Annotated in this window: 23 protein-coding genes and 1 pseudogene; 13 read left to right on the top strand and 11 right to left on the bottom strand. The window is 63.9% G+C overall.

From position 1 onward, the window contains the following. Window positions 1-56: 56 nt before the first annotated feature. The 3 genes from HUK73_RS10400 (at window position 57) to HUK73_RS10390 (ending at window position 2,539) form a co-directional block, all read left to right on the top strand. Window positions 57-539, top strand: coding sequence for a helix-turn-helix domain-containing protein (locus HUK73_RS10400; RefSeq protein WP_176592916.1), 483 nt, complete (start codon window positions 57-59; stop codon window positions 537-539). A 93-nt stretch (window positions 540-632) separates the two neighbouring features. Next, a complete protein-coding gene (locus HUK73_RS10395; protein ID WP_176591832.1) occupies window positions 633-1,739 on the top strand; it encodes a sensor histidine kinase in 1,107 nt (368 codons plus the stop codon). Then, entirely contained in the window at window positions 1,736-2,539 is an 804-nt protein-coding gene (locus tag HUK73_RS10390; protein WP_176591831.1) for a LytTR family DNA-binding domain-containing protein, read from the top strand. Before HUK73_RS10395 ends, HUK73_RS10390 begins: the two co-directional genes overlap by 4 nt. 3 nt (window positions 2,540-2,542) lie before the next feature. Here the strand turns inward: HUK73_RS10390 and HUK73_RS10385 are convergent, their stop codons facing one another. Then, the gene (locus tag HUK73_RS10385) at window positions 2,543-2,959 is read right to left on the bottom strand and encodes a GtrA family protein (RefSeq protein ID WP_176591830.1); all 417 of its coding nucleotides are present in this window, start codon (window positions 2,957-2,959) and stop codon (window positions 2,543-2,545) included. A 44-nt stretch (window positions 2,960-3,003) separates the two neighbouring features. Between HUK73_RS10385 and HUK73_RS10380 the strand changes: the two genes are divergently transcribed. Further along, the gene (locus HUK73_RS10380) at window positions 3,004-4,881 is read left to right on the top strand and encodes a hypothetical protein (RefSeq protein WP_176591829.1); all 1,878 of its coding nucleotides are present in this window, start codon (window positions 3,004-3,006) and stop codon (window positions 4,879-4,881) included. Window positions 4,882-4,954: 73 nt separating this feature from the next. On the opposite strand, the gene HUK73_RS10375 is transcribed toward HUK73_RS10380, so the two are convergent. Next, window positions 4,955-5,413: a nucleoside deaminase gene (locus HUK73_RS10375; RefSeq protein ID WP_176591828.1), complete on the bottom strand. Its 459-nt coding sequence runs from the start codon at window positions 5,411-5,413 to the stop codon at window positions 4,955-4,957. Between the two features lie 37 nt (window positions 5,414-5,450). Further along, window positions 5,451-5,661: pseudogene (locus HUK73_RS10370) on the bottom strand (hypothetical protein). Window positions 5,662-5,809: 148 nt separating this feature from the next. Between HUK73_RS10370 and rpmB the strand changes: the two are divergent. Next, complete coding sequence (gene rpmB, locus HUK73_RS10365; protein ID WP_133653601.1) at window positions 5,810-6,103, top strand: 50S ribosomal protein L28; 294 nt, start codon at window positions 5,810-5,812, stop codon at window positions 6,101-6,103. Between the two features lie 90 nt (window positions 6,104-6,193). Here rpmB and HUK73_RS10360 read toward each other — a convergent pair whose 3' ends face one another. After that, on the bottom strand, window positions 6,194-7,177 hold the full coding sequence (locus HUK73_RS10360) for an esterase-like activity of phytase family protein (protein WP_176591827.1): 984 nt from the start codon (window positions 7,175-7,177) through the stop codon (window positions 6,194-6,196). A 232-nt stretch (window positions 7,178-7,409) separates the two neighbouring features. Between HUK73_RS10360 and HUK73_RS10355 the strand changes: the two genes are divergently transcribed. Next, complete coding sequence (locus tag HUK73_RS10355) at window positions 7,410-7,823, top strand: glycine zipper 2TM domain-containing protein (RefSeq protein ID WP_176591826.1); 414 nt, start codon at window positions 7,410-7,412, stop codon at window positions 7,821-7,823. A 135-nt stretch (window positions 7,824-7,958) separates the two neighbouring features. Here HUK73_RS10355 and HUK73_RS10350 read toward each other — a convergent pair whose 3' ends face one another. Further along, window positions 7,959-8,186, bottom strand: a complete 228-nt coding sequence (locus HUK73_RS10350) for a circumsporozoite protein (RefSeq protein WP_176591825.1) — start codon at window positions 8,184-8,186, stop codon at window positions 7,959-7,961. Window positions 8,187-8,400: 214 nt separating this feature from the next. Between HUK73_RS10350 and HUK73_RS10345 the strand changes: the two genes are divergently transcribed. The 4 genes from HUK73_RS10345 to metH all read left to right on the top strand — a co-directional run bounded on the left by HUK73_RS10345 (window position 8,401) and on the right by metH (window position 14,063). Then, entirely contained in the window at window positions 8,401-9,372 is a 972-nt protein-coding gene (locus HUK73_RS10345) for a metalloregulator ArsR/SmtB family transcription factor (protein ID WP_176591824.1), read from the top strand. Continuing rightward, window positions 9,369-10,304, top strand: coding sequence for a methylenetetrahydrofolate reductase (gene metF / locus HUK73_RS10340; protein ID WP_176591823.1), 936 nt, complete (start codon window positions 9,369-9,371; stop codon window positions 10,302-10,304). The genes HUK73_RS10345 and metF overlap by 4 nt, the downstream gene beginning before the upstream one ends. Then, on the top strand, window positions 10,301-11,347 hold the full coding sequence (locus HUK73_RS10335; RefSeq protein WP_176591822.1) for a homocysteine S-methyltransferase family protein: 1,047 nt from the start codon (window positions 10,301-10,303) through the stop codon (window positions 11,345-11,347). The genes metF and HUK73_RS10335 overlap by 4 nt, the downstream gene beginning before the upstream one ends. A 115-nt stretch (window positions 11,348-11,462) precedes the next feature. Next, entirely contained in the window at window positions 11,463-14,063 is a 2,601-nt protein-coding gene (gene metH, locus HUK73_RS10330; RefSeq protein WP_176591821.1) for a methionine synthase, read from the top strand. 41 nt (window positions 14,064-14,104) lie between these two features. Here metH and HUK73_RS10325 read toward each other — a convergent pair whose 3' ends face one another. Further along, window positions 14,105-15,250, bottom strand: coding sequence for a serine hydrolase (locus tag HUK73_RS10325; protein WP_176592915.1), 1,146 nt, complete (start codon window positions 15,248-15,250; stop codon window positions 14,105-14,107). 167 nt (window positions 15,251-15,417) lie between these two features. On the opposite strand from HUK73_RS10325, the gene HUK73_RS10320 reads away from it, so the two are divergent. Further along, window positions 15,418-16,254: an alpha/beta fold hydrolase gene (locus tag HUK73_RS10320; RefSeq protein WP_176592914.1), complete on the top strand. Its 837-nt coding sequence runs from the start codon at window positions 15,418-15,420 to the stop codon at window positions 16,252-16,254. A gap of 128 nt (window positions 16,255-16,382) precedes the next feature. Here the strand turns inward: HUK73_RS10320 and nadB are convergent, their stop codons facing one another. From nadB to purM, 5 genes are read right to left on the bottom strand one after another with little or no spacing between them, the layout of a single operon-like run. Beyond that, window positions 16,383-18,002, bottom strand: coding sequence for an L-aspartate oxidase (gene nadB / locus HUK73_RS10315; protein WP_176591820.1), 1,620 nt, complete (start codon window positions 18,000-18,002; stop codon window positions 16,383-16,385). Between the two features lie 4 nt (window positions 18,003-18,006). Further along, window positions 18,007-18,456, bottom strand: coding sequence for an endonuclease domain-containing protein (locus tag HUK73_RS26735; RefSeq protein ID WP_369805473.1), 450 nt, complete (start codon window positions 18,454-18,456; stop codon window positions 18,007-18,009). Further along, window positions 18,453-19,385, bottom strand: coding sequence for an ABC transporter ATP-binding protein (locus tag HUK73_RS10305; protein ID WP_176591819.1), 933 nt, complete (start codon window positions 19,383-19,385; stop codon window positions 18,453-18,455). The genes HUK73_RS26735 and HUK73_RS10305 overlap by 4 nt, the downstream gene beginning before the upstream one ends. 58 nt (window positions 19,386-19,443) lie before the next feature. Beyond that, window positions 19,444-20,394, bottom strand: coding sequence for a phosphoribosylglycinamide formyltransferase (gene purN, locus HUK73_RS10300; RefSeq protein ID WP_176591818.1), 951 nt, complete (start codon window positions 20,392-20,394; stop codon window positions 19,444-19,446). Window positions 20,395-20,413: 19 nt separating this feature from the next. After that, window positions 20,414-21,508, bottom strand: a complete 1,095-nt coding sequence (gene purM / locus HUK73_RS10295; RefSeq protein WP_176591817.1) for a phosphoribosylformylglycinamidine cyclo-ligase — start codon at window positions 21,506-21,508, stop codon at window positions 20,414-20,416. 91 nt (window positions 21,509-21,599) lie between these two features. Between purM and HUK73_RS10290 the strand changes: the two genes are divergently transcribed. Then, entirely contained in the window at window positions 21,600-22,904 is a 1,305-nt protein-coding gene (locus HUK73_RS10290; protein ID WP_369805472.1) for a heavy-metal-associated domain-containing protein, read from the top strand. Further along, window positions 22,901-23,512, top strand: a complete 612-nt coding sequence (locus HUK73_RS10285) for a chromosomal replication initiator DnaA (protein WP_176591816.1) — start codon at window positions 22,901-22,903, stop codon at window positions 23,510-23,512. Before HUK73_RS10290 ends, HUK73_RS10285 begins: the two co-directional genes overlap by 4 nt. Window positions 23,513-23,518: the final 6 nt, after the last annotated feature.

Below are 23,518 nucleotides of genomic sequence, written 5' to 3'. Positions count from 1 at the left end.
GACAATAACGCTGCACTTTTGCAACGCGGGTGGCTTTGAGCTATCAAGTGAAGACGATGAAGCATAATCTGGCGCAGGATCTGGAACAATGCGCGCTGCCTAGCGCGCTGGAGGCTATGGGTGAACGCTGGTCGTTCCTCATCTTGCGGGGCGCCCTGTCGGGCATCCGGCATTTTGAGGAGTTCCAGTCGACCCTGGGCATTGCCCGCAACATCCTGGCCAACCGGCTCGCGCGGCTGGTGGAAAACGGCATCATGATACGCCAGCCGATGCAGTGCGACCGGCGCAAGGTCGAATATCGGCTGACCGAAAAGGGACAGGACCTGGCGCCGGCCATGATCGCGCTGCGGCAATGGGGCGAAAAATGGGGCTGCGGTCCCATCTCCTGCCAGGTGCTGGCCGACCGGCGCGACCGCCAGCCGATCCGCCAGATGACGGTGCAGGCGCATGACGGCCGTGCGCTGGAGCCGAGCGATATGGTCTGGGTGTGCGTCGATGAAGTGACGCCGGTGACGCAGGAACCCGCCGCAGCCGCCTGATCGTGAGGCCGGCATGCGGCTGCGCTTCTGGTTGGGTCGCTTTTTGAAAAAACCGGTTCCCACTTTTTTGCCTGATGCATTAGGCTGAACCCAATGTCTGTGCATCGTTTCCAGCCCCAACCCTTCTTCGCGGACAAGAACCGCGCTTTCTGGAACCTCCAGTCGGTGGGCTGGGCGGGGGCCTTCCTGCTGCGCGGGTCGTCGACCATCGCCAATGGACAGCCGCTTTCCAGCCTGATCCCGGTGATGATCTCGACCGTGTCGGGCTATTCGGTGACGCTGCTGATCGCGGTTGTGTTCCGTTTTCTGCTGAAGCAGCGGCCGATCGTCACCTGGGGCCTGTCGATCCTGACGGTGGTGACCGCAGCGGGGCTGGTGGCGTTTATCGACGCCTGGGTATTCTCGACCCAGAACCGGGGTAGCGATACGGCGGGGTTGCAGCTGTTCCTGGGCGCCTTCTACCTGTCGATGACGCTGCTCGGGGCGTGGTCGGCACTTTATTACGCGATCAATTTCTACCTGACGGTGGAGGAGCAGGCGGACCAGCTGCTGCGGTTGGAGAATCAGGCGTCGAGCGCGCAGTTGGCGATGCTGCGCTACCAGCTCAATCCGCATTTCCTGTTCAATACGCTGAACTCGATCTCGACGCTGGTGCTGCTGAAACAGACCGATCGGGCCAATGCAATGCTCTCGCGCCTGTCCTCCTTTTTACGCTATACTCTGATCAACGAACCGACCGCTCAGGTGACCATCGAGCAGGAGATCGAGACACTGAAACTTTATCTCGAGATTGAAAAGATGCGGTTTGAGGACCGTTTGCGGCCGATTTTCAACATCGATCCGGCCGTTGCGCAGTCGCGCCTGCCTTCCCTGCTGCTTCAGCCGCTGGTCGAGAATGCGATCAAATATGCGGTCACGCCCAAGGAGGAGGGGGCGGAAATCTCCGTCACGGCGCAGCCTGCCGGTGAAAACGTCCGGATCATCGTATCCGATACGGGTCCGGGATTGAATGAGGGGTTCACCCGCCCGAACAATCTGGTCAGCGAAGGAACGGGCGTTGGCCTGGCGAACATCCGCGACCGGCTGATTCAGGCCTTCGGGGAACGACAGAGCTTCGAGACGCGTTCCACGCCAGGCGGTTTTTCGGTCGTGATCGAAATGCCGCTGAATTTGGATGAACCATCGAGAGTGGCCGCATGACCATCAGAACAATCCTCGTCGACGACGAAAGCCTGGCTATTCAGGGCCTTAAGCTGCGTCTGGAAGCGCATGAGGATGTCGAAATCGTAGAAACCTGTTCCAACGGCCGTGAAGCGATCCGCGCCATCAAGACGCATAAGCCCGACCTTGTGTTCCTCGACATTCAGATGCCCGGTTTCGACGGATTTTCCGTCGTGCAGGGGCTGATGGAGGTCGAACCGCCGCTTTTCATCTTCTGCACCGCCTATAGCGACCACGCGATCCGCGCTTTCGAGGCGCAGGCGGTGGATTATCTGATGAAGCCGGTCGAGGAAGGGCGGCTGGCCGATGCGCTTGATCGCGTGCGCCAGCGTCTGTCGGAAAAGAAGCAGGTGCAGGAAGCGGAAAAGCTGCGTGAAGTGCTTGCGGAAGTCGCACCCGACGCGATGAGCGATTTCGCGGCGGCGGATGAAGAGGCGCCGGCCGCCAATCGCTTCGAAAAGCTCATCAACATCAAGGATCGCGGCCAGATTTTCCGCGTGGATGTGGATTCGATCGAGCGGATCGACGCGGCGGGCGACTATATGTGCATCTACACCGCCGACAATTCGCTCATCCTGCGCGAGACGATGAAGGATCTGGAGAAGCGGCTGGACCCGCGCAATTTCCAGCGGGTGCATCGATCGACCATCGTGAACCTGAGCCAGGTGCGGCAGGTCAAGCCGCATACCAATGGCGAATGCTTCCTGGTGCTGGAATCCGGCGCCCAGGTGAAGGTCAGCCGGTCCTATCGCGACGTGGTGGCGCGGTTCGTCCACTGACGCCTATCGAAACACCCATTGCCGGTTGAGGCCGAACACCACGGCCGGCGTCACGAAGATCATGGCCGGGATGGGCGACCATTCCGGCCATTTCATATGGGTGACACAGAGCCACACCCAGAGCGCGTTCAACGCATAGCTGATCAGTGATACCGCGACGAAGCGGACGCCGCGCGCCGTTTGATTGTCGCGGCTGCCATGGCCGCGAAAGGTGAAGCTGCTATGCGTGACATAACCGATCATCACCGCCGCCAGATAGCCGACGCCGTTGGCGATCTGCGGGTGCAGCCCGGCCGGGGCGGCCAGCGTCCAGTAAATTGCGGCCTGACAGGCGGTCACGAACAGCCCGGTGACGCCGTAGCGGACGATCTGCCAGAATAGCGCCTGCTTTTCCGGTGTGAGGATTTGGAGGATTTTCATGCCGCCCCGTTGCGCTTTGTTGCGGAGCCTCTAATCCACGGGCCATGAACTTGCAAAGCCGGTCTGCCCTGCGTGCCCGCGTCGCTGCCTTCGCGACCGAAATGTCCGTTTATGGATCGCGTAACTGGAAGTGGCTCACTGTCCTGCTGTGGATTTCGGTCATGGCGGGGCTGATCGCGACGCGCTGGCCGCAGATCCACTGGCTGACGCTCAGCGATACCGACGACAATATCCGCTATGCGCAGGTGAAGGATTGGCTGGCCGGGCAGGGCTGGTACGATCTGCGGCAATATCGGCTCGATCCGCCCGCCGGGTTCAACATCCATTGGTCGCGGCTGGTCGACCTGCCGATTGCGGGCCTGATGCTGTTCTTCCGCGCCTTTGTCGATCAGGGACTGGCGGATCGGCTGGCCTGCGCCATTGCGCCGATGATCCCGTTGCTGCCGTTGATGCTGGGGCTGGGCTTCATCGCCCGGCGGCTTGCCGGGGGGAATAGCTGGTTCCTGGCGGCGATCGCGCCCTTCGCCGCGCAGATGGGCGTCAGCATGTTCATGCCGATGCGCATCGACCATCATGGCTGGCAGCTTGCCTTCACCGTGCTGATGCTGGCGGGGCTGATCGATCGCAACTGGCTGCGCGGCGGCATTGTCGCGGGGGTCAGCAGCGCGCTGTCCATTGCCATCGGCATGGAGATGATCGTCTATCTGGCGGCGGGCGGCGCGCTGATCGCCCTGCGCTGGGTGTTCAAGGAGGGCGCGGCGCGGCGGATGCTGCCCTATGCGCTCAGCCTGACCGGGGCAACGTCGCTCTCCTTCCTGTTGTTCGCCAGCTATGCCAATCGGGACATGGTGTGCGATGCGATCTCGCCCATCTGGGTTGCGATTTTTGCGGTGGCTTCGGCGGGGATGGTGCTGCTGGCGCTGCTGCCGCTCAAAAGCTGGCCGGCGCGGCTGGGGGCGGGGATCGTCGTCGGAATGGGCGTGGCGGCCTTTGCCTGGCTGAGCTGGCCGCAATGCCTGTCCGGCGCCTATCAGATTTCGCCCGAACTCCAGAAGCTCTGGCTCGCCAATATCCGCGAGGCCAAGCCGATCACCGTGCAGGCCTGGAGCCTGATCGTACCGTTGATGGCGATCCCGGCGGCGGGGGTGATCGGCCTGATCTGGGCGCTGTGGGATTCGCGGCGCGATGCCGACCGGCTCTGGGCATGGGCCACTGTAGGCCTGATGATGCTGTTTTCGACCGCTCTGCTGTTCTGGCAGCTTCGGGCGGGGCCGGCGGCGCAATTACTGGCGATTCCGCCTGCCGCCTGGGCTGCGTACCGCTTGCTCTGCATGGTCGGCACGGGGCGCCCTCTGGTGCGTGGGCTGGCGTTGGTCGGCGTGGCGCTGCTGGGGGTGGTTGCCTTTGCCACGCCCCTCTATCCGCAGATCAACCAACTTTGGGCCAAGGCGACCGGCGTCCAGCCCAAGCCGCAGAAAGCGGCGGTCAAGACAAGGCGGGCGGCGATCGACAAGGCCAATGGCCGTTGCCGGACGCTTCCCGCGCTGCAGGTGCTGGATCAGCTTCCTGCCGCCACCATCTTCACCATGGTCGATCTGGGGCCGCGCCTGATCGCGGTGACGCATCACAGCGCCGTGGCCGGCCCCTATCATCGCAACGGGGCGGTGATTCTGGACATGCACCATGCCTATGACGGTTCGGCGGAAGATTTCCGGCCCATCGCGGCGAAGCATCATGCGACCTATTTGCTGGTCTGCCCCGGCTTTCCCGAAGGCACCATCTATCAGGCGCGCAGTCCCAAGGGCTTTTATGCCGGGCTGATGCGGGGTGACGTGCCAGGCTGGCTGAAGCCGGTGGCGCTGAAGACCGGATTGACGCTGCCCTATACGCTGTACCGCATCGATTACAGCACGCCGCGTTAATCGCGGTATGCCGTCATTTTTGTCGAGCATCTTTTGGGCAAAAACCCGCGCCCACTTTTTCGCGTCGCTCTGGTCAGCGCCGGGCGACGAAAAAGTCCCGCAGCAACGCTGAGGCCTCGGCAGCGGCAAGGTCGCCATAGACTTCGGGCCGGTGCAGGCATTGCGGCTGGGTGAAGAGCCGTGGCCCCTGTTCGATGGCGCCGCCCTTGGGGTCAGACGCGGCATAATAGAGCCGGGCGATACGCGCGTGCGAGATCGCGCCCGCGCACATCGGACAAGGCTCCAGCGTTACCCAAAGGTCGCAGCCGGTCAGGCGGAAATCGCCGATATGCGCGGCGGCAGCGCGAATCGCGACCATTTCGGCATGGGCGGTGGGGTCGTTGTCGCGGCGGTTGCGATTCTCTCCCTCGCCGATGATCCGGCCGTCGAGCGTGATGACGGCCCCGATCGGCACTTCACCGGCATCCTGCGCGGCGCGGGCGAGGTCCAGAGCGCGTCGCATGGGATCGGGCAGGGGGAAGGGCGATGACATGCGTCCGCCCTTACAGCATCGGCCCGGAAAGGGAAAATCAGGGCTTTTTCACCTCTGCCGTGGGCCCCTCCACCGTTTCCTTGCGCCTGCCGACTTCGACCCTGGCCACGCTGGCCTCATATTTGGGCAGTTGGCCGCCCTTGATCGCGACTTCGGGCAGGCGTCCTTCCTGCGTTTTCTGCAGGTCGATGAAGCCCGCCGGCCAGCACCAGCGGCACGACCGGCAACAGGCCACCAATGAATCGCATTTCCGCTTCCTATCCGTTATGGGACAGCAACACTCATGAGTCGGGAAGGGTTGTGGCCCGGAATGGCTCTCGGCGGGTTGACGGCGGGAGGAAATCCCGTTATCGGCGCCGCTTTCCGAACGAACCCGAATTACAAGGTTGATTGACTATGTCGCGCATTTGCGAGCTGACCGGCAAGGGCCGCCAGGTGGGTCACAATGTTTCCCACGCCAATAACAAGACCAAGCGTGTGTTCCTGCCCAACCTGCAGAACGTGTCGCTGATCTCCGAAGCGCTGGAAACGACCGTGAAGCTGCGCGTGTCGACCCATGGTCTGCGTTCGGTCGAGCATAATGGTGGCCTGGACAACTGGCTGCTGAAGACCAGCGACGACAAGCTCTCGCTGAAGGCTCGCCGCCTGAAGCGTGATATCGTGAAGAAGAAGGCTGCCGTCGCAGCCTGATTGCTTTCGATTCGTTCGCACAGGAGCGGTCCGGTGACGGGCCGCTTTTTTGCGTATTTGTCATAGATGATTAAATGCACCGCATCGGCGTTAATCCAGCGCGAACTTCAGCAGCAGGGTGCGCTGGAAAAATTCGTGATTGTCGTCGGATGCGATCCAGACGATCCGGCGGTTGCCTTCCCGGCTGAGCGCCAGCCCTTCGAAATTATCAGCCAATAGCGGCGGGGCGAGCCGGATGAGGGTCTGCGCCTTCAGCCGGTCGCCGGGGCGGGGCCTTTCCGGCAGTTCGATGACCGCCAGCGTCGCGGTGAACAGGTCCTGCACCGTCAGCCGCCGATTCAGCACCAGCAGATGCCGGTCGTCCAGCGCCACCGCGTCGGTCGGGCGGTAGCCGCGCGGCGGCACGTAGCGCAGGTGTAGGGGGGCGGGCGTATTGGTCTCTGCCGGATCGTCGGAGAAGAGCAGCGTGTCATGGCTGCCGTCGGCGGTCATGCCCATTTCAGCGATCGCCAGAAAGCGTCCATCGGGCAGGCGGGCGAGCGATTCGATCGAGCCGGTTTCGGGCCATGCCTCGATCTCCGGCCAGACGCGGCAGGCCTCCACCCGCGCGAAACCGGGGGCATAGCGGCATATTTTCTGTTGCAGTTCGAAGCCGACCCAATAGCGGTCCGTCGCCGGATCATGGGTCAGGCTTTCCGAATCCCATGCCCACCAGGGCTTGTCGCGGTCCTGCGGGCGAATGGGCAGCGGCGCGATGAAAGGATGGCGCGCGGGTCTGCCTGGGCCGATGTGGAAGCCCATCAGCGTGCCGGAATCGCTGAGCGCCAATATCTGTCCGTCCGGTTCGGCCAGCAGCGAGGAGATGCCTCCAAAGCCGTGCTGGGGGCTGCTGAGCTGCCAGCCGCCCAGATAAGTGAGGCGGCCCAGCTGGCGCAGCCCCGGATCGACGGAACTGAGCGGAAGGGCTCGCGCCGACACCAGCAGAGGGCCGGGAGCGAACAGTTCAGGCTTGTTCTTGTGCGGCGCTGGCAGGAGCAGGATCGCGAGCAGCAGGACGATCAGGATTCGGCGCATCGTCCCTGGCCATAGGGCAATATCCGCCCCGTTGCAGCCTTTTCGACGGTTGGATTCAGGTCTCGAAAGCGCGATAATGGCTCGTTGGCGACATGGCCGGCTTTGCTGAACAATGGCTGTCATCGCCATTCAGGCTCGGCTCAACGCGAATCGGGCAAAAGGGCTTCAATCGATGGCGAGTCCCTCTTTGGAAGGTGCGCCGGGGATCGATGGCATAGTGAGGAGCAACGCCATGAAGACCAAATTCTTGATCAATCTGGGGGCGGCGCTGGCCATGGGTGCTGCATCCTTTGCCGTCACCACGACGCCGGCCATGGCGGACGGCGGCTGGGGCCGTCATTATGAGCGCGGCGATTATTATCGCGGCGACCGGGGCTATCGGGGTTATCGCGACGGTTATTACCGGGGCGGCGGCTATTATCGCGATGGCTATTATCGTGGCTATCGGGGTTATCGCGGCGGCTATCGCTGCCGGAGCAATGGTACGGGCGGCACCATCATCGGTGCGATCGCCGGTGGCCTGTTGGGCAATGAAGTCGGCAAGGGCAGCGGCCGTTATGGCCGTCGGGGCGACGGCACCACGGGCGCCATCATTGGCGCGGGTGTAGGTGCGCTGGCCGGTCGCGCGATCGACCGGGATTGCTGATCCGGCGGTTTCACCGGATGGCAGAAGGGTGAGGGTCGCTCCGCTGGGGCGGCCCTTCCTTTTTGTCGTGTGCATAAGAAAAAGGCCGCACCGTTGCCGGCGCGGCCCATTCCAGACATTCCCTTGAGGCGGGAATTACATCGCGTTCGAAGCGGCGTTCGAAGCAGCGTTGGTGGCGTTCGAAGCAGCGTTGGTGGCGTTGCTGGCAGCATTCATCGCGGCGTTCATGGCGTTGTCGGCAGCATTCGAAGCGTTGTCAGCAGCGTTCGCAGCAGCATTGGCAGCGTTGTCGGCATGGCCCGAGCAAGCAGCCAGACCGAGCGAGGCGGCGAGAACGAGCGAAAGAGCAATCGACTTGGTCATGGGTTAACCCCTCTCTGAGAATAAAAAACGTGCAGACCACTCTCGGAGAAAAGTTCACCCCCCATTGCGTCTGCGCCGCGATTCGTAATGCTTTGGGCGACTCATGGCAATCCCAATCATGCGTTAAGCCCGTGATTCGGGGACGGAAGGGCCATTGAGCCTCTGATCGGGACGGCCATTGACGTATATAAAGATTTCTTTATATGATCCTTTCATGAGCGTGGCACTCGACATTTTCCGGGCATTGGGCGACCCGACGCGGCTGCGCATCATCTATCTTCTGCGCGCGATGGAATTGGCCGTGGGCGAGATCGCCCAGGTCGTTGGGCAGAGCCAGCCGCGCGTGTCGCGTCATGTCCGTATCCTCGCCGAAGCCGGTCTGGTCGAGCGGCGCAAGGAAGGCAACTGGGTTTTCCTGCGGCTCGGCAAAAGGGCGGAAATCGCTCCTTTCTGGGCGCTTTTCGATCAGCTCGCGCCGTCCGAGAGCGAGGATTTGTGGCAGAAGGCCGACCTTGCCCGGTTGGCGGCGGTGCGTGCGGATCGAGCGCAGGCGGCGGAAAGCTATTTTGCCGAACATGCCGAGCTGTGGGACGCGATCCGGTCGCTCCATGTGCCGGAAGGCGATGTGGAAAGCGCGATGACGGCTCTGCTTGGGCAGGAACCGATCGGGCATCTGCTGGATATCGGCACCGGCACGGGGCGGATGATCGAACTGTTCGGTCCGGCGGCGGATCAGGTGACGGCGCTGGACCGCAGTCCCGATATGCTGCGGCTGGCCCGCGCCAAGCTGCCCCATGATGCGGGGGACAAATATGCGCTGGTGCTGGGCGATTTCGCCGCGCTGCCGCTGGAGCCGGGCAGCGTCGACACGGTGGTGCTGCATCAGGTATTGCACTATGCGCAGGCGCCGGAGGCGGTCATCGCCGAAGCAGCGCGGGTCACGGCATCCGGAGGCCGGGTGCTGATCGCGGATTTCGCGGCGCATGAACGGGAGGAACTCAGATTGCGCGACCAGCATGCGCGTCTGGGCTTTTCCGACGAGCAGATCGAAAGCTGGTTCGCGGATGCGGGCCTGGAACTGGAGCGGGTGGAGGTGCTGCCCGGCCAGGAACTGACGGTACAATTATGGCTGGGGCGTCGTCGGGGCGCCCGTGTCTTGCCAATCGAAGGACGACTTTCCGCATGACTCTTTCCTTCCCCTCCGTCGAAGAGGCCCGGCGCGCGCTGGATGCGCCGCTCTATGCCGATCTGGCGGGCGACCTGAATGTGAGCTTCGAATTCTTCCCGCCCAAGACGGAAAAGATGGAGGAGCAGCTCTGGTCCGCGATCCAGACGCTGACGCCGCTGGCGCCGAAATTCGTGTCGGTGACCTATGGTGCGGGCGGTTCGACGCGGGAGCGGACGCACAATACGGTGGCGCGGATCGCGAAGGAAACGCCGCTGTCGGCGGCGGCGCATCTGACCTGCGTGGCGGCTAGCAAGGCCGAGATTGACGAGGTGGTCGACGCCTATTGGGAAGCGGGCGTGCGGCATATCGTGGCGCTGCGGGGCGATCCGCCGGAAATGGGCGCGAAGTTCGAGCCACATCCTGAGGGCTACAAGGGCGCGGCGGAGCTGGTCGCGGGGCTGGTCAAGCGCCATCCGTTCGAGATTTCGGTGGCGGCTTATCCCGAGACCCATCCGGATGCCTTGAGCGCGCAGAGCGATATCGACAATTTGAAGCGCAAGCTGGATGCGGGCGCGACGCGGGCGATCACGCAATTCTTCTTCGAGCCGGATACCTTCTTCCGTTTCCGCGATACGGTGGCGGCGGCGGGGATCGACGCGGACATCATTCCGGGCATCATGCCGGTCAGCAATTTCGCGGCGGTCCAGCGCATGTCCGCCATGTGCAACACCGATGTGCCCGGCTGGATGGGCAAGCTGTTCGAGGGGCTGGACGACCTGCCCGCCGCGCGGCAGCTCGTGTCCGCGACGCTGGCGGCGGAGCTGTGCCGCAAGCTTTATGCGGGCGGGGTCCGCGACTTTCATTTCTATACGCTCAACCGGGCGGAACTGAGCTATGCGATCTGTCATCTGCTCGGGCTGCGGCCGGCGACATTGGAGAAGACGGCATGACCGCCGAGGAACGCTTCCGCGCCGTGGCGGCGGAAAAGATCATGATTTTCGACGGCGGCTACGGCACGTCGATCCAGAAACATGGGCTGACCGAGGCGGATTATCGCGGGTCGCTCGATCTGGCGAAGGATCAGAAGGGCAATAATGACCTGCTCTGCCTGACGCGGCCGGATATCGTCGAGGGCATTCACACCGCCTATCTCAATGCCGGGGCGGACATGATCGAGACGAACACCTTCTCGTCCACCAAGATCGCCATGGCCGACTATGGCTGCGAGCATCTGGTGCGGGAGATCAACGTCGCCGCTGCCCAGATCGCGCGCAAGGCGTGCGAGGCGGCGACGGCGAAGGATGGGCGGCCGCGTTTCGTGGCGGGGTCGATCGGGCCGACGAACAAGACTTTGTCGATCTCTCCGGACGTCAACGATCCGGCTTATCGCGAGGTCGATTATGATACGCTGAAGGCGGACTATCGCGAGCAGTGCGATGCGCTGATCGAGGGTGGGGTGGACTTTTTGCTGGTCGAGACCTGCTTTGATACGCTGAACGCCAAGGCGGCGGGCATGGCCGCGCGCGAGGCCGAGGCGGCGGCGGGACGGCCTGTGCCGTTGATGCTGAGCTTCACCATCACCGATATGTCGGGGCGGAACCTGTCGGGGCATACGATCAATGCCTTCTGGTATTCGCTGCGGCATTTGAAGCCGCTCACCATCGGGGTGAACTGCGCCTTCGGGGCGGATTTGCTGCGGCCCTATCTCTCCGAACTGGCGAAGAATGCCGATACGCTGATCCTGGCTTATCCCAATGCGGGGTTGCCCAATGAATTGGGGCAATATGATGAGTTGCCGGAAACGACGGCTTCGCTGATCCGCCAGTGGGTGGATGAGGGGCTGGTCAATATGGTCGGCGGCTGCTGTGGCACGACGCCTGCGCATATCGGTGCGGTGGCGAAGGCGCTGGCGGGGCATAAGCCTCGCGTCGTACCGGAACTACCGGTGGTGACGCGCTTGGCTGGCCTCGAACCGATGCATATCGCGGCGTAAGATTGTTCCCCCTCCCGCAGGCGGGAGGGGGCTAGGGGGTGGGCCGGTCTAGGCGCTGCCCCAAGAAGGCCCACCCCCAACCCCTCCCGCTTGCGGGAGGGGAGTGAGAATTGAAATGACCCAGACCTCCACCGCCACTTTCGTCAACATCGGTGAGCGCACCAACGTCACCGGTTCGGCCAAGTTCAAGAAGCTGATCATGGCGGGCGACTATGCCGCCGCGATCGACATCGCCCGCGATCAGGTGGAGAACGGCGCGCAGATCGTGGACGTCAACATGGACGAGGGCCTGCTCGACGCGGTCGAGGCGATGACGACTTTCCTCAAGCTCATGACCTCGGAACCGGATATCAGCCGCGTTCCGGTGATGATCGACAGTTCGAAGTGGGAAGTGATCGAGGCGGGCCTGAAGTGTGTCAGCGGCAAGCCGGTCGTCAATTCCATCAGCATGAAGGAGGGCGAAGAGGCTTTCCTGCATCACGCCCGGCTCTGCATGGCCTATGGCGCGGCGGTGGTCGTCATGGCCTTTGACGAAACCGGGCAGGCCGACACCAAGGCCCGCAAGGTCGAGATTTGCGAGCGCGCCTATAAGCTGCTGATGACCATCGGCTTCCCGCCCGAGGACATCATCTTCGACCCCAATATCTTCGCCGTCGCGACCGGGATCGAGGAGCACAACAACTACGGCGTCGACTTCATCGAGGCCTGCCGGGAGATCAAGGCGCGCTGCCCGCATGTCCATATTTCGGGCGGGCTGTCGAACTTCTCCTTCTCTTTCCGCGGCAATGAGCCAGTGCGGCGGGCGATGCACTCGGTGTTCCTCTACCACGCCATTCCGGCGGGGCTGGACATGGCGATCGTCAATGCGGGTCAGCTTGACGTCTATGACGCCATCGACCCCGCGCTGCGCAAGGCATGCGAGGATGTGCTGCTGAACAGCGATCCCGAAGCCGGAGAGCGGCTGGTCGCGCTGGCCGAGAGCTTCAAGGGCAAGGATGCCGCCGCCGAAAAGGCCTCGCAGGAATGGCGCGGCTGGCCCGTCGCCAAGCGGCTGGAGCATGCGCTGGTCAAGGGCATCGACATGTATGTGGTCGAGGATACCGAGGAAGCCCGCCTTGCCGCCGCCAAGCCGATCGAGGTGATCGAAGGACCGCTGATGGACGGCATGAACGTGGTCGGCGACCTGTTCGGCGCGGGCAAGATGTTCCTGCCGCAGGTCGTCAAATCTGCGCGCGTCATGAAGAAGGCGGTGGCGCATCTGCTGCCCTTCATCGAAGCGGCAAAGGAACCCGGCGCCAAGGGCAAGGGCAAGATCATCATGGCGACGGTCAAGGGCGACGTCCATGATATCGGCAAGAATATCGTCGGCGTCGTGCTTCAGTGCAACGGCTTCGAGGTGATCGACATGGGCGTGATGGTGCCCTGGCAGGACATCATCAAGGCGGCTAACGATCATGACGCCGATATGATCGGGCTGTCGGGCCTCATCACCCCCTCGCTGGACGAGATGGTGACGGTGGCGGTCGAGATGCAGCGCGCCGACATGACCATGCCGCTGCTGATCGGCGGCGCGACGACCTCCAAGGTGCATACGGCGCTGCGCATCGATCCAGCCTATGACGGCCCGGTGGTGCATGTGCTGGACGCAAGCCGGGCGGTCGGCGTGGCGACGGCTCTGGTGTCGGAAACGCAGAAGGACGATTTCGTCGCCAAGACCAAGGATGATTACGCCCATGTCCGTGCCGCCCGCGAGGGCAAGGGGCAGAGCAAGCTGCTGTCCATCGAGGAAGCGCGCGACAATGCCTTCGAGATCGATGAGAGCCTGAAGCCCGGCAAGCCGCGCCTGCCCGGCGTGCATCGCTTCCCGGACTGGGACCTCAAGGACCTGCGCAACTATATCGACTGGACGCCATTTTTCCGCGCCTGGGAGCTGGCGGGTAATTATCCCGCGATCCTCGAAGACGAGGTGGTCGGGGAAAGCGCGACCAGCCTGTTCAACGACGCGCAGAAGATGCTCGACCGCATCGTCAACGAGAAATGGCTGACGGCGCGCGGCGTGTGCGGTCTGTGGCCTTGCCGCCGCGAGGGCGACGACATCATCGTCCATGTAGAGGACGAAAAACACATCACCCTGCCGATGTTGCGCCAGCAGATCGCGAAGCGTGAGGGCCGGGCGAATATGTGCCTTGCCGACTTCATCAGCCATGACGGCGATTGGATGGGCGGCTTTGCGGTGTCGATCCACGGCATCGAGCCGCATCTGGCGCGGTTCAAAAATGCGATCGATGACTATTCGGACATTCTTCTGAAGGCATTGGCGGACCGTCTGGCGGAAGCCTTTGCCGAGCGGCTGCACCATTATGTCCGCACCGCGCTCTGGGGCTATGCCGAAGGCGAGCAGCTCACCAACGAGGCGCTGATCAAGGAGCAATATCGCGGCATCCGCCCGGCGCCGGGCTATCCGGCTTGCCCGGAGCATAGCCTGAAGCCGCTGCTGTTCGATATGCTGGACGCGCATCATGCGACCGGGATCACGCTGACGGAGAGCTTTGCGATGCTGCCGACGGCGGCGGTCAGCGGATTCTATTTCGGGCATCCGCAGGCCGAATATTTCGGCGTGGCGCGGGTGGGTCGCGATCAGCTGGAAGATTATGCCGGGCGGCGCGGGGTCGATCTGGACACGGCGGAGCGCTGGTTGCGGCCGAATCTGGATTGAGCCTCGTCATTCCCGCCTGCGCGGGAATGACGAATGGAATCTTACCGTTCCTCGTGGTTCGCCGCGACCGCCTTCGCCACCGCCTGCATCAGCTGCCACCGTGTCGGGATCGGCTCGGTCGTGCTGCCGATCATCACCGCGACTGCGTAGCTGGTGCCGTCCGGGGCCGTCATGATGCCGATGTCGTTGAAGCCGGTCGACCGCCCGCCAAGTTCCTGCCCGGTGCCGGTCTTGTGCAGATAGTGCCATCCCGCCGGGACGCCACCCTTGATCCGCTGCGGTCCGGTCTTGGCCTCGCTCATGATCGACATCAGGAGTTGGCTCGACGCGGGCGACAGCATGTCGTTCTGCTTGAGCTTGGCCAGCGCCTCCACGATGGAGGAGGGCGCGGCGCCGTCCGGCGGGCTGGCGAGATAATTGTCGAGCGCCTTTTCCCGCACCGACATGGGCAGCTTGGCCCGGGCGGCGTAGAAATTGCGGCCGATCGAATAATCCTGCCGCCAGTCGAGGCCCGCCGTCGCCGATTGCAGCAGGCGTTCGCCCGGACCGAAGCGGATGTCCTTGATATAGCGTCGCGCCAGATAGCCGCGCACCGCATCCGGCCCACCGACCGCGCGGAGCAGCGTGTCGTTGGCGGTATTGTCGCTTTGCGTCATGGCGCGGCGCATCAGGTCGGAATAGGTGGTGGTCCAGCCATTGGCGCCGACCATCGCCGCGCTCGGCTGGTGGAAGAGGGTCAGGTCCTTCTTCGTGATGGTGGTGCTGTCGCTGAGGCGGATCTTGCCCCGGTCGACCGCGTCGAGGAAGGTCATCGACACCCAGAGCTTCGACACGCTCTGCTGCGGAAAGAGGCTGTTGCCATTCCAGGCGACGGTCCAGTCGCTGCCCACCCGGCGGACGGCGATGCCGACCTTGCCATGGAAGCTCTGGCCGAGATTGCGGACCACGGCCACCAGCGCGGGCGGCGGCGTTTCGCGCTGATCGACATTCAGTGACTGGAAGGATTTGGGCGGATTGGCGACCGGCTTGATCGGATAGGTCGCCGTCGTCGGCCTTGGGGGCGGGGTCGCGCGCGCATAGGGTTGCTGCGGCGCGCTGACGCAGGCCGAAAGCGCCGCCATCAACACGATAAGACGAGCCGAGCCGCCATTCGGACGCTGATTGCGCCCCCCATTCGAAATCTTCATCAAAATCCCCGCACTCTCCTTGTTCATTAGGGTTCAGTTGACCGACGGGTGACAAGAATCATGCGACGAACGATTCCACAAATGGGATGTAAGGAGCCTGAACAGCGGTTGCTTCAACTCAGTTGAGGTTCAGGCAGCATGCTGCAAAAGGGATCACCATGAAGACCATGATGAACCGACGCAGGATGATGCAGGGGGTGGCGGCGTTGCTGGCAGGCGGCGCTTTGGCTCCGGAAGCCTGGGCGGCGCCCTTTGCCTCCCGCCGCATTGTGGTCAGCACGCGGGGCATGGGGCGCGACGTGGTGCTGATCGCCGGTCTCGCCAGCGGGCCGGGGCTGTGGAATGGCGTGATCGGCGCGATTCCGGGCTATCGCTGGCATCTGGTGCATGTGCGGGGTTTTGCCGGGCTGGCGGCGGACGCCAATGCCAGCGGACCCTTGGTGGAGCCGGTCGCTGATGAGATCGCCCGCTATATCGGCGCGGCGGGGCTGGTTCGACCGGCCATCGTCGGTCATAGCATGGGCGGGACGCTGGCGATGATGCTGGGCCTCAAAGGGCTGGCGGGTCGGTTGATGGTCGTGGACATGTTGCCCGAAGGGGCGGCGATGGTCGGCGGCACGGCGAGCGGTATGGGTTTTCTGGCCGATCAGCTGGGCGATTATTTCACCGGGACCAAGGCGGGACGCAGCTATCTGGCGGGCATGCTGGCGCAGATGCCGGGCGCGCAGGGGAGCGATCCCGATGTTATCGCCAATGCGCTGCGGGACCTCGCCAATGTCGATCTGGGCCCGCAATTGCCGCGCCTGACCGCTCCGATGGAGGTGGTCTATGCCGTGGGCGCAGACGCCGCGCAGGCCAATGCGATCACCCGTACCTTCCGTGCCGCCTATGCGGGCAAGCGGGACGTGAAGCTGCTGCCCATCGGGCCAAGCGGGCATATGGTCATGGACGACCAGCCGGCGCGCTTTAACGCGGCGCTCGGCAATTTTCTGAAAGCCATTTGACGCCGGTCAAAGGCGGACGGCCGTTTCCCGCCTAGCAAGAGATGGACGCACCTCTCTCCGCGTCACTCCTCCCCTGATGGCGCAGCGCCGATGGACCGCTGCGCCACCTTTTTTCGAGGCGATCGGCCTTAAGGCGCCAGCACCGTGTCGACGGCTTCCGGCAGCATGTCGGGATAGTCGAGCGTATAGTGCAGCCCCCGGCTTTCCTTCCGATGCAGTGCAGAGCGGACCACGAGGCGCGCGACCTCCAGCAGGTTGCGCAGTTCGATGAGGTCCGGGGTCACGCGGAAATGGCCGTAATATTCGTCCACCTCCTGCGCCAGCAGGGCGACGCGGTGCTGGGCGCGCTCCAGCCGCTTGGTGGTGCGGACGATGCCGACATAGTCCCACATGAAGCGGCGGATTTCCTTCCAGTTATGCTGGACGATGACTTCCTCGTCGCTGTTGGTGACGCGGCTTTCGTCCCAGGGGCGGATGGCCGGGGGCGGGGGCAGTTCGTCCCAATGGGCGCGGATATGTCTGGCCGCCGCCTCGCCGAAGACGAAGCATTCAAGCAGCGAGTTGGAGGCCAGGCGATTGGCGCCGTGCAGGCCGCTTTCGGTGACTTCGCCCGCCGCATAAAGGCCGGGCAGGTCGGTGCGGCCGTCAAGATCGATGATGACGCCGCCGCAGGTGTAGTGCTGCGCCGGGACCACCGGAATCGGTTCCTTGGTGATGTCGATGTCGAGGTCGAGCAGGCGCGCATAGATGGTCGGGAAATGCTGGCGCACGAATTCCGGCGGCTTGTGACTGATGTCCAGATGGACATAATCGAGGCCGAGGCGCTTGATCTCATGGTCGATGGCGCGGGCGACGATATCGCGCGGCGCCAGTTCGGCGCGGGGGTCGAATCGGGGCATGAAGCGCTCGCCGCCGCCGGGGACGCCAGGGGGAAGCTTCAGATGACCACCTTCGCCGCGCACCGCTTCGGTGATGAGGAAGTTCTTCACCTCCAGATTATAGAGGCAGGTCGGGTGGAACTGGTTCATCTCCATGTTGGAGACGCGGCAGCCCGCGCGCCAGGCCATGGCGATGCCGTCGCCGGTCGCGCCGCGCGGGGCCGTGGAGAAGAGATAGGTGCGGCCCGCGCCGCCGGTGCACAGGATCGTCGCGCGGCCCAGAATCGCGTCGACATGCTTGGTCTTCTTGTTGAAGGCGTAGACGCCCCAGACATGGCCTTCGCCGGAATATTTCTCGCCATGGCGGCCGGTGATCAGGTCGATGGCGACCATATCCTCCAGCAGGGTGATGTTGGGATTGGCCCGCGCCGCCTTCAGCAGCGCGACCTGCACCGCATGGCCGGTGGCGTCGTCGACATGGACGATGCGGCGATGGCTGTGCCCGCCCTCGCGCGTCAGGTGCCAGCGTTCGCCGAATTCCTCGCCGTCCCCCTCTTCATTAGGATTGAAGGGGACGCCCAGTGCCGCCAGCCGCTCGATCGCGGCAGGGGCTTCGGATACGACGAATTCCACCGTGCTGCGATCGTTGAGGCCCGCGCCCGCGACCATGGTGTCGTCGACATGTGCCTCGAAACTGTCACCTGCGTCGAGTACGGCGGCAATGCCGCCCTGCGCCCAGTTGGTGGAGCCGCCGTCGAGCGCGCCCTTGGCGAGAACCACGACCTTGCGATCCTGCGCGAGGTTGATGGCGGCTGTCAGCCCCGCTGCGCCAGAGCCGATGATGACGACGTCATGGGTGATGGTGGACATGGACTTACTCGCTCCCCTCCCGCAGGCGGGAGGGGTTGGGGGTGGGCAAATGCGCCAGCGTGGCCGCAATGCGCGACAACACGCCTTCGGGATTCCCTATCACGTCGGCATTCTGAAAGCGCAAGACGGTAAAGCCCCGTTGGCGGCAATAAGCGTCCCGCTGGGCATCATATTCAGCTCTGTTGTCGTGGCTCGTGCCGTCGAGTTCGACGATCAGCTTGGCTTCGCGGCAGAGGAAATCGGCGAAATAGGGGCCGATCGGCATTTGGCGGCTGAATTTATGGCCGTTGAGCTGGCGATTGCGGAGATGCTGCCAGAGGAGGCGTTCTGGCGGGGAAGATTCGTTTCTTAGGGACTTTGCGCGAGAGGTGTTTCTGCTTTTGAACTGTCGCGCCTGCCCACCCCCCGGCCCCCTCCCGCCTGCGGGAGGGGGAGTGCCAGGCTCTTCCCTCACGCCGCCGCCGTCAGATTGAGGAACACATCCTCCAGATCCGGGTCGCGGGTCACGACATCGACGATGGAGAGGCCGCTCGCCTGAACGGCGGAGAGCACCTGTCCGGCATTGGCCCGGTTCTTCATATAGGTGATGGTGAGCGTGCGTTCGTCCGACAGTTCGATCTTCTCGAAGCTGGGGTCGGCGGGCGGCGTGACGATGTCGCGGTCGACGGTCACCTGAACCACCTTTTCCTGCGCCATGGCGATCAGTTCGCGGGTCGGTTTGTCGGTGATGACCCTGCCATGGTTGATGATGCCGATGCGGTCGCACAACTCCTCGGCCTCTTCCAGATAGTGGGTCGTCAACACGATGGTGACGCCCCGGCGGTTGAGTTCGCGGACATAGGCCCATAGCTGCTGGCGAAGCTGCACGTCGACCCCGGCGGTGGGTTCATCCAACACCAGGATTGGCGGGCTGTGGACCATCGCCTTGGCCACCAGCAGGCGGCGCTTCATGCCGCCCGAGAGCGTCCGGGCATAGGCATTGGCCTTGTCCTCCAGATGCACGGCGCGCAGCAATTCCATCGAGCGGCGGCGTTCCTTCGGCACGCCATAATAGCCGGCCTGATTCTCCAGCGTTTCGAAGGGGGTGAAGAAGGGATCGAAGACGATTTCCTGCGGCACGATGCCGATGCTGTTTTTGGCGTTGCGGGGATTCTGGTCGATGTCGAAGCCCCAGATCCTTGCCGTGCCGCTGGTCTTGTTGACGAGGCCGGCGAGGATGTTGATCGTCGTCGACTTGCCCGCGCCATTGGGGCCGAGCAGGCCGTAAATCTGGCCGCGCGGGATCGACAGGTTGATATTGTCGAGCGCGCGTTTGCCGCCCTTGTAGACCTTGGTGAGGTTGGTGATCTCTATGGCGGGCGGGGGAGGGGGGGTGTCGGTCATCGCTGCCTATAGTGGGGTCGGGCCGTCGCAAAGGAAAGGCACGGATTGCCCGCACCCGTCAAAATTCATCGGCGGCGTCCATCAAGGTGCTGAGCTTGCGCGGTGCGACCGTGCGCCAGCTTTTGCTCAGGCGGTCGCCGATATGATCCCAATCCGTATCGCCCAGGTCGACGCGGATGCCGACCCATCCGTCCCCGAAATAGGCGGGGCGGTAATAGCGGACCGGATCGCTTTCGATCAGCATCGCCTGTTCTTCGGGGGCGGTCGTCTTGACGAGGATGGCGATGATGCCGTCGCCATGATGATCCTGCGTGAAATAGGCGAATTTCTTGCCCTTCTCGATGCCGAAGCAGGGCATGCCGTGCGATGTCACCTCATCGACCTGCGGCAGGGCGAAGGCGCGTTCGCGGACCTTGTTCAGCAGCCATTCGGGCTGGCGTTCGCGGGTGACGAAATCCGCGAGGGTGCGGGAATAGAGTTGATGTTCCGCCATCAGGATGCGCGCGGCGAGGCTGTCGGCGGTGTCGCCGGGCAGGATCGCGACTTCGGTCTGGCCGAGGACGGGGCCGTCATCCAGTTCGGCGGTGACGATGTGGACCGAGCAGCCCGCATGGGAATCGCCCGCGTCGATGGCCCGCTGATGGGTGTCGAGGCCCTTATATTTGGGCAGCAGGCTGGGGTGGATGTTGAGCATCCGGCTTTCCCACCCCGCGACGAACTCCGGTGAGAGCAGGCGCATATAACCGGCCAGCGCGACATATTCGGCGCCTGCCTTGCGCAACTCAGCATCGATGATCCGGTCGAACTCGGCGCGCTTCATGCCTTTATGGCTTTGCGCGAAGGTCGCTATGCCCTCGGCGGCGGCCAGCGCCAGCCCGGAGGCTTCCGGGTCGTTGGCGGCGACCAGCACGATTTCATAGGGGCAGGACGGGTGCTTGGCGGCGTAAAGCAACGCCGCCATGTTCGAGCCGCGCCCGGAAATCAGAACCCCGACCTTGGCTTTTTGCATTGGGGCCTTTTGCATCGGATCAGCCCAGATGCGTGGCGGTCCAGTCGGCCTTGGCGCTCCATGTGCCCTGGCTTCCCTTGACCGTGCAGCCCTTTTCGCCCGCTTCGATCGTCCCTACGCGGACCACCGTTTCGCCTGCGGCTTCCAGTTCGGCGGTCACGGCATCGGCAACGTCCGCATCCACCGCTAGCACCATGCCGACACCGCAGTTGAAGGTGCGGGCCATTTCCTCCGGTTCGATATGACCCTGCGCCTGGAGGAAGGCCATCAGCCGGGGCTGCTCCCAACCATCCGCATCGACCGTGGCATGGCAGCCTTCGGGCAGGACGCGTGGGATGTTTTCCAGCAGGCCGCCGCCGGTGATGTGGGCGAGCGCGTTGATCTTGCCATCGCGCACCAGCGGCAGCAGCGACTTCACATAGATGCGCGTCGGCGCCATCAGCGCGTCGATCAGCAGCACTTCATTGTCGAAGATCGCCGGACGGTCGAGCTTCCAGCCCTTGTCGGCGGCGAGGCGGCGAACCAGCGAGAAGCCGTTCGAATGCACGCCCGAGGAGGTGAGGCCGATCAGCACGTCGCCCGCCTTCACCTTGTTTCCGGTCAGCGCCTTGCTGCGTTCCACCGCGCCGACGCAGAAACCGGCAAGGTCATAGTCGCCCGGCCCGTACATGCCCGGCATTTCGGCGGTTTCGCCGCCGATCAGGGCGCAGCCGGCCTGCTTGCAGCCTTCCGCAATGCCCGCGATCACGCGTTCGGCAACGCCGCTCTCCAGCTTGCCGGTGGCGTAATAGTCGAGGAAGAACAGCGGCTCGGCGCCCTGCACGATCAGGTCGTTGGCGCACATGGCGACCAGATCGATGCCCACGCCATCATGGGCGTTGTGGTCGATGGCCAGCTTCAGTTTGGTGCCGACGCCGTCATTGGCCGCGACCAGCAGCGGGTCGTCATAGCCGGCGGCCTTCAGGTCGAAGAAGCCGCCAAAGCCGCCCAGTTCGGCATCGGCGCCGGGGCGGCGGGTGGCCTTGGCAAGCGGGGCGATGGCGCGGACCAGCGCATTGCCTGCGGCGATGTCGACGCCAGCCTTGGCGTAGCTATAGGATTCGGTGTCGCTCATGGCCCAGCGCCCTAGAACAATAGGAAGGAAAACGGAACGGGAAATGGGTTGCCGCTTGGCAGAGGGGCCAAATCCCGCCAAAAGGACGCGCGTGAGCCTGCCTATTGTCCTTCGCGGCCTTTCCTTTCGGCCTCTGAACCTGATTCGCGCGCATTTTCGAGTGCTGGCGCGACCGCTCCAGATTCTGGGCGCGATCGCGCTCGGTCTCGCCGCAGCCGCGCTGTTCGCGCAGATGGAGGGGGAACGCGGCGTGCCCCCCATCGCCAGCGGCGGCGATTTTCAGGTGAGCCACGTCAAGGTCGATGTCTTCGCCAAGGATGCGGCGAGCGCGCGCCAGGCCGGATGGCGGCTGGCGCAGCGCCGGGCGTGGCAGATGCTGTGGGCGCGGACCCATGACGGCGCCGGCGCGCCGGGCCTGTCCGATTCGCAGTTGGAAGGCATGATCTCCGGCATTGAGATCGAATATGAGCAGTCCGGTCCCACGCGCTATGTCGCGACGCTGGGCATCATGTTCGACCGCGCGCGCACCGGGCAACTGCTGGGCGTGACCGGCAGCAATGTCGTGCATTCGCCGCCCTTGCTGGTGATCCCGGTGATGTGGGACGGCGGCTCTGCGGTTTCCTATGAGCGCATCAATGAATGGCAAAAGGCGTGGGCGCGTTTCCGCACCGGCGACAGCGCCATCGACTATGTGCGCGTGGCCGGGTCGATTGCCGATCCAGTCCTGCTGAATGCCGGGCAGACCGGGCGGCGCGGGCGGCTGTGGTGGCGGGTCCTGCTCGACCAATACGGTGCGGCGGACGTGGTGATTCCCATCGCCCGGCTTGACCGCCAATATCCCGGCGGTCCCGTGACCGGCACCTTCACCGCGCGCTATGGCCCGGATGACAGCCTGATCGGCAGCTTCTCGCTCCGTGCCTCCAATGAGAGCGCGATTCCGCAGATGCTGGATCAGGCGGCCCAGCGGATCGATCAGCTCTACACCCAGGCGCTGAACGATGGCCGTCTGCGGCCGGACCCGTCGCTGATCATCGAGGAGCCGGTCAATCCTGACGCGCTGGATATCGAGAATGGGTCGGAGCAGCCGGTCGAAGAGCTGAATGCTCCCACGCCCGCCGCGACCACAGGCAGCTTCGCGATCCAGTTCGACACGCCCGATGTCGGCTCGGTGACGCAGGGCGAAGCCGCGTTGCGCTCAATTCCCGGTGTGCGCTCGGCAGCGACCAGCAGTCTGGCGCTGGGCGGCACCTCTGTCATGCAGGTGAGCTTCGACGGCACGATCGATGCGCTGAAGGCGGCGCTCCAGTCGCGGGGCTATGGCGTGGCGGTGTCGGGCAACACGCTGCGTATCAGGCGGCAGGCCGCTGCCGCGACGGGGGCCGCACCGGCGCAATGAGACAGATCAGCCTGCCGTTCGACCGGCCGGGCCAGGGGACGGGTGACGCCTTCCTGGTCAGCGACGCCAATCGCATCGCCGTTCGCCATCTGGAAAACTGGCAGAACTGGCCGCTGGCGATCAGCGTGCTCAGCGGGCCGCCTCTGTCCGGGCGTTCGACGCTGGGCCGCCATTTTGTCGCGATGAGCGGCGGGACGGTGATCGACGATGCGCAGGGGCAGGATGAGCAGATGCTGTTCAACGCGTGGAATGAAGCGCAGACGGCGCGGCATCCCCTGTTGCTGATCGGTGCGGCATCGCCCGAAAAATGGCAGGTCGCCTTGCCCGACCTGCGGTCCCGCCTTGCCGCCGCGCCGCATGTCGCGATCGAGGAGCCGGATGAGGCGCTGGCCCATGCGCTGATCGAACGGCCGCTCGCTTCGGCGGGGGCGAATTATGCCGCCGACCTGCCCGACTGGCTTCTGCGCCGGATCGAGCGCAGCTATACGGTGATCGCGGCGGTGACGCGGCTGCTGGACGAAGCTGCCCTGTCATCTGGACGTAAGATTTCTGTCGCTATGGCGAAAGAGGCCCTGCAAGGTGCCGGATTTTTGCCTATAGTCCCCTGACTGACC

It is taken from the genome of Sphingobium sp. EM0848 (assembly GCF_013375555.1).
Classification (GTDB): Bacteria; Pseudomonadota; Alphaproteobacteria; order Sphingomonadales; family Sphingomonadaceae; genus Sphingobium.
This window is presented reverse-complemented; position numbering and strand designations above follow the sequence as displayed.

Bases quoted from the DNA above. Each gene is read 5' to 3' on its own strand.
- HUK73_RS10355 (WP_176591826.1), top strand. From the start codon at position 7,410: ATGAAGACCAAATTCTTGATCAATCTGGGGGCGGCGCTGGCCATGGGT.
- purN (WP_176591818.1), bottom strand. From the start codon at position 20,394: ATGCAAAAAGCCAAGGTCGGGGTTCTGATTTCCGGGCGCGGCTCGAAC.
- HUK73_RS10350 (WP_176591825.1), bottom strand. From the start codon at position 8,186: ATGACCAAGTCGATTGCTCTTTCGCTCGTTCTCGCCGCCTCGCTCGGT.
- HUK73_RS10345 (WP_176591824.1), top strand. From the start codon at position 8,401: ATGAGCGTGGCACTCGACATTTTCCGGGCATTGGGCGACCCGACGCGG.
- metH (WP_176591821.1), top strand. From the start codon at position 11,463: ATGACCCAGACCTCCACCGCCACTTTCGTCAACATCGGTGAGCGCACC.
- HUK73_RS10390 (WP_176591831.1), top strand. From the start codon at position 1,736: ATGACCATCAGAACAATCCTCGTCGACGACGAAAGCCTGGCTATTCAG.
- HUK73_RS10400 (WP_176592916.1), top strand. From the start codon at position 57: ATGAAGCATAATCTGGCGCAGGATCTGGAACAATGCGCGCTGCCTAGC.
- HUK73_RS10395 (WP_176591832.1), top strand. From the start codon at position 633: ATGTCTGTGCATCGTTTCCAGCCCCAACCCTTCTTCGCGGACAAGAAC.
- HUK73_RS10325 (WP_176592915.1), bottom strand. From the start codon at position 15,250: ATGAAGATTTCGAATGGGGGGCGCAATCAGCGTCCGAATGGCGGCTCG.
- rpmB (WP_133653601.1), top strand. From the start codon at position 5,810: ATGTCGCGCATTTGCGAGCTGACCGGCAAGGGCCGCCAGGTGGGTCAC.
- HUK73_RS10305 (WP_176591819.1), bottom strand. From the start codon at position 19,385: ATGACCGACACCCCCCCTCCCCCGCCCGCCATAGAGATCACCAACCTC.
- HUK73_RS10335 (WP_176591822.1), top strand. From the start codon at position 10,301: ATGACCGCCGAGGAACGCTTCCGCGCCGTGGCGGCGGAAAAGATCATG.
- nadB (WP_176591820.1), bottom strand. From the start codon at position 18,002: ATGTCCACCATCACCCATGACGTCGTCATCATCGGCTCTGGCGCAGCG.
- HUK73_RS10380 (WP_176591829.1), top strand. From the start codon at position 3,004: ATGAACTTGCAAAGCCGGTCTGCCCTGCGTGCCCGCGTCGCTGCCTTC.
- HUK73_RS10320 (WP_176592914.1), top strand. From the start codon at position 15,418: ATGATGAACCGACGCAGGATGATGCAGGGGGTGGCGGCGTTGCTGGCA.
- HUK73_RS10375 (WP_176591828.1), bottom strand. From the start codon at position 5,413: ATGTCATCGCCCTTCCCCCTGCCCGATCCCATGCGACGCGCTCTGGAC.
- HUK73_RS10360 (WP_176591827.1), bottom strand. From the start codon at position 7,177: ATGCGCCGAATCCTGATCGTCCTGCTGCTCGCGATCCTGCTCCTGCCA.
- HUK73_RS10385 (WP_176591830.1), bottom strand. From the start codon at position 2,959: ATGAAAATCCTCCAAATCCTCACACCGGAAAAGCAGGCGCTATTCTGG.
- metF (WP_176591823.1), top strand. From the start codon at position 9,369: ATGACTCTTTCCTTCCCCTCCGTCGAAGAGGCCCGGCGCGCGCTGGAT.
- HUK73_RS10285 (WP_176591816.1), top strand. From the start codon at position 22,901: ATGAGACAGATCAGCCTGCCGTTCGACCGGCCGGGCCAGGGGACGGGT.
- purM (WP_176591817.1), bottom strand. From the start codon at position 21,508: ATGAGCGACACCGAATCCTATAGCTACGCCAAGGCTGGCGTCGACATC.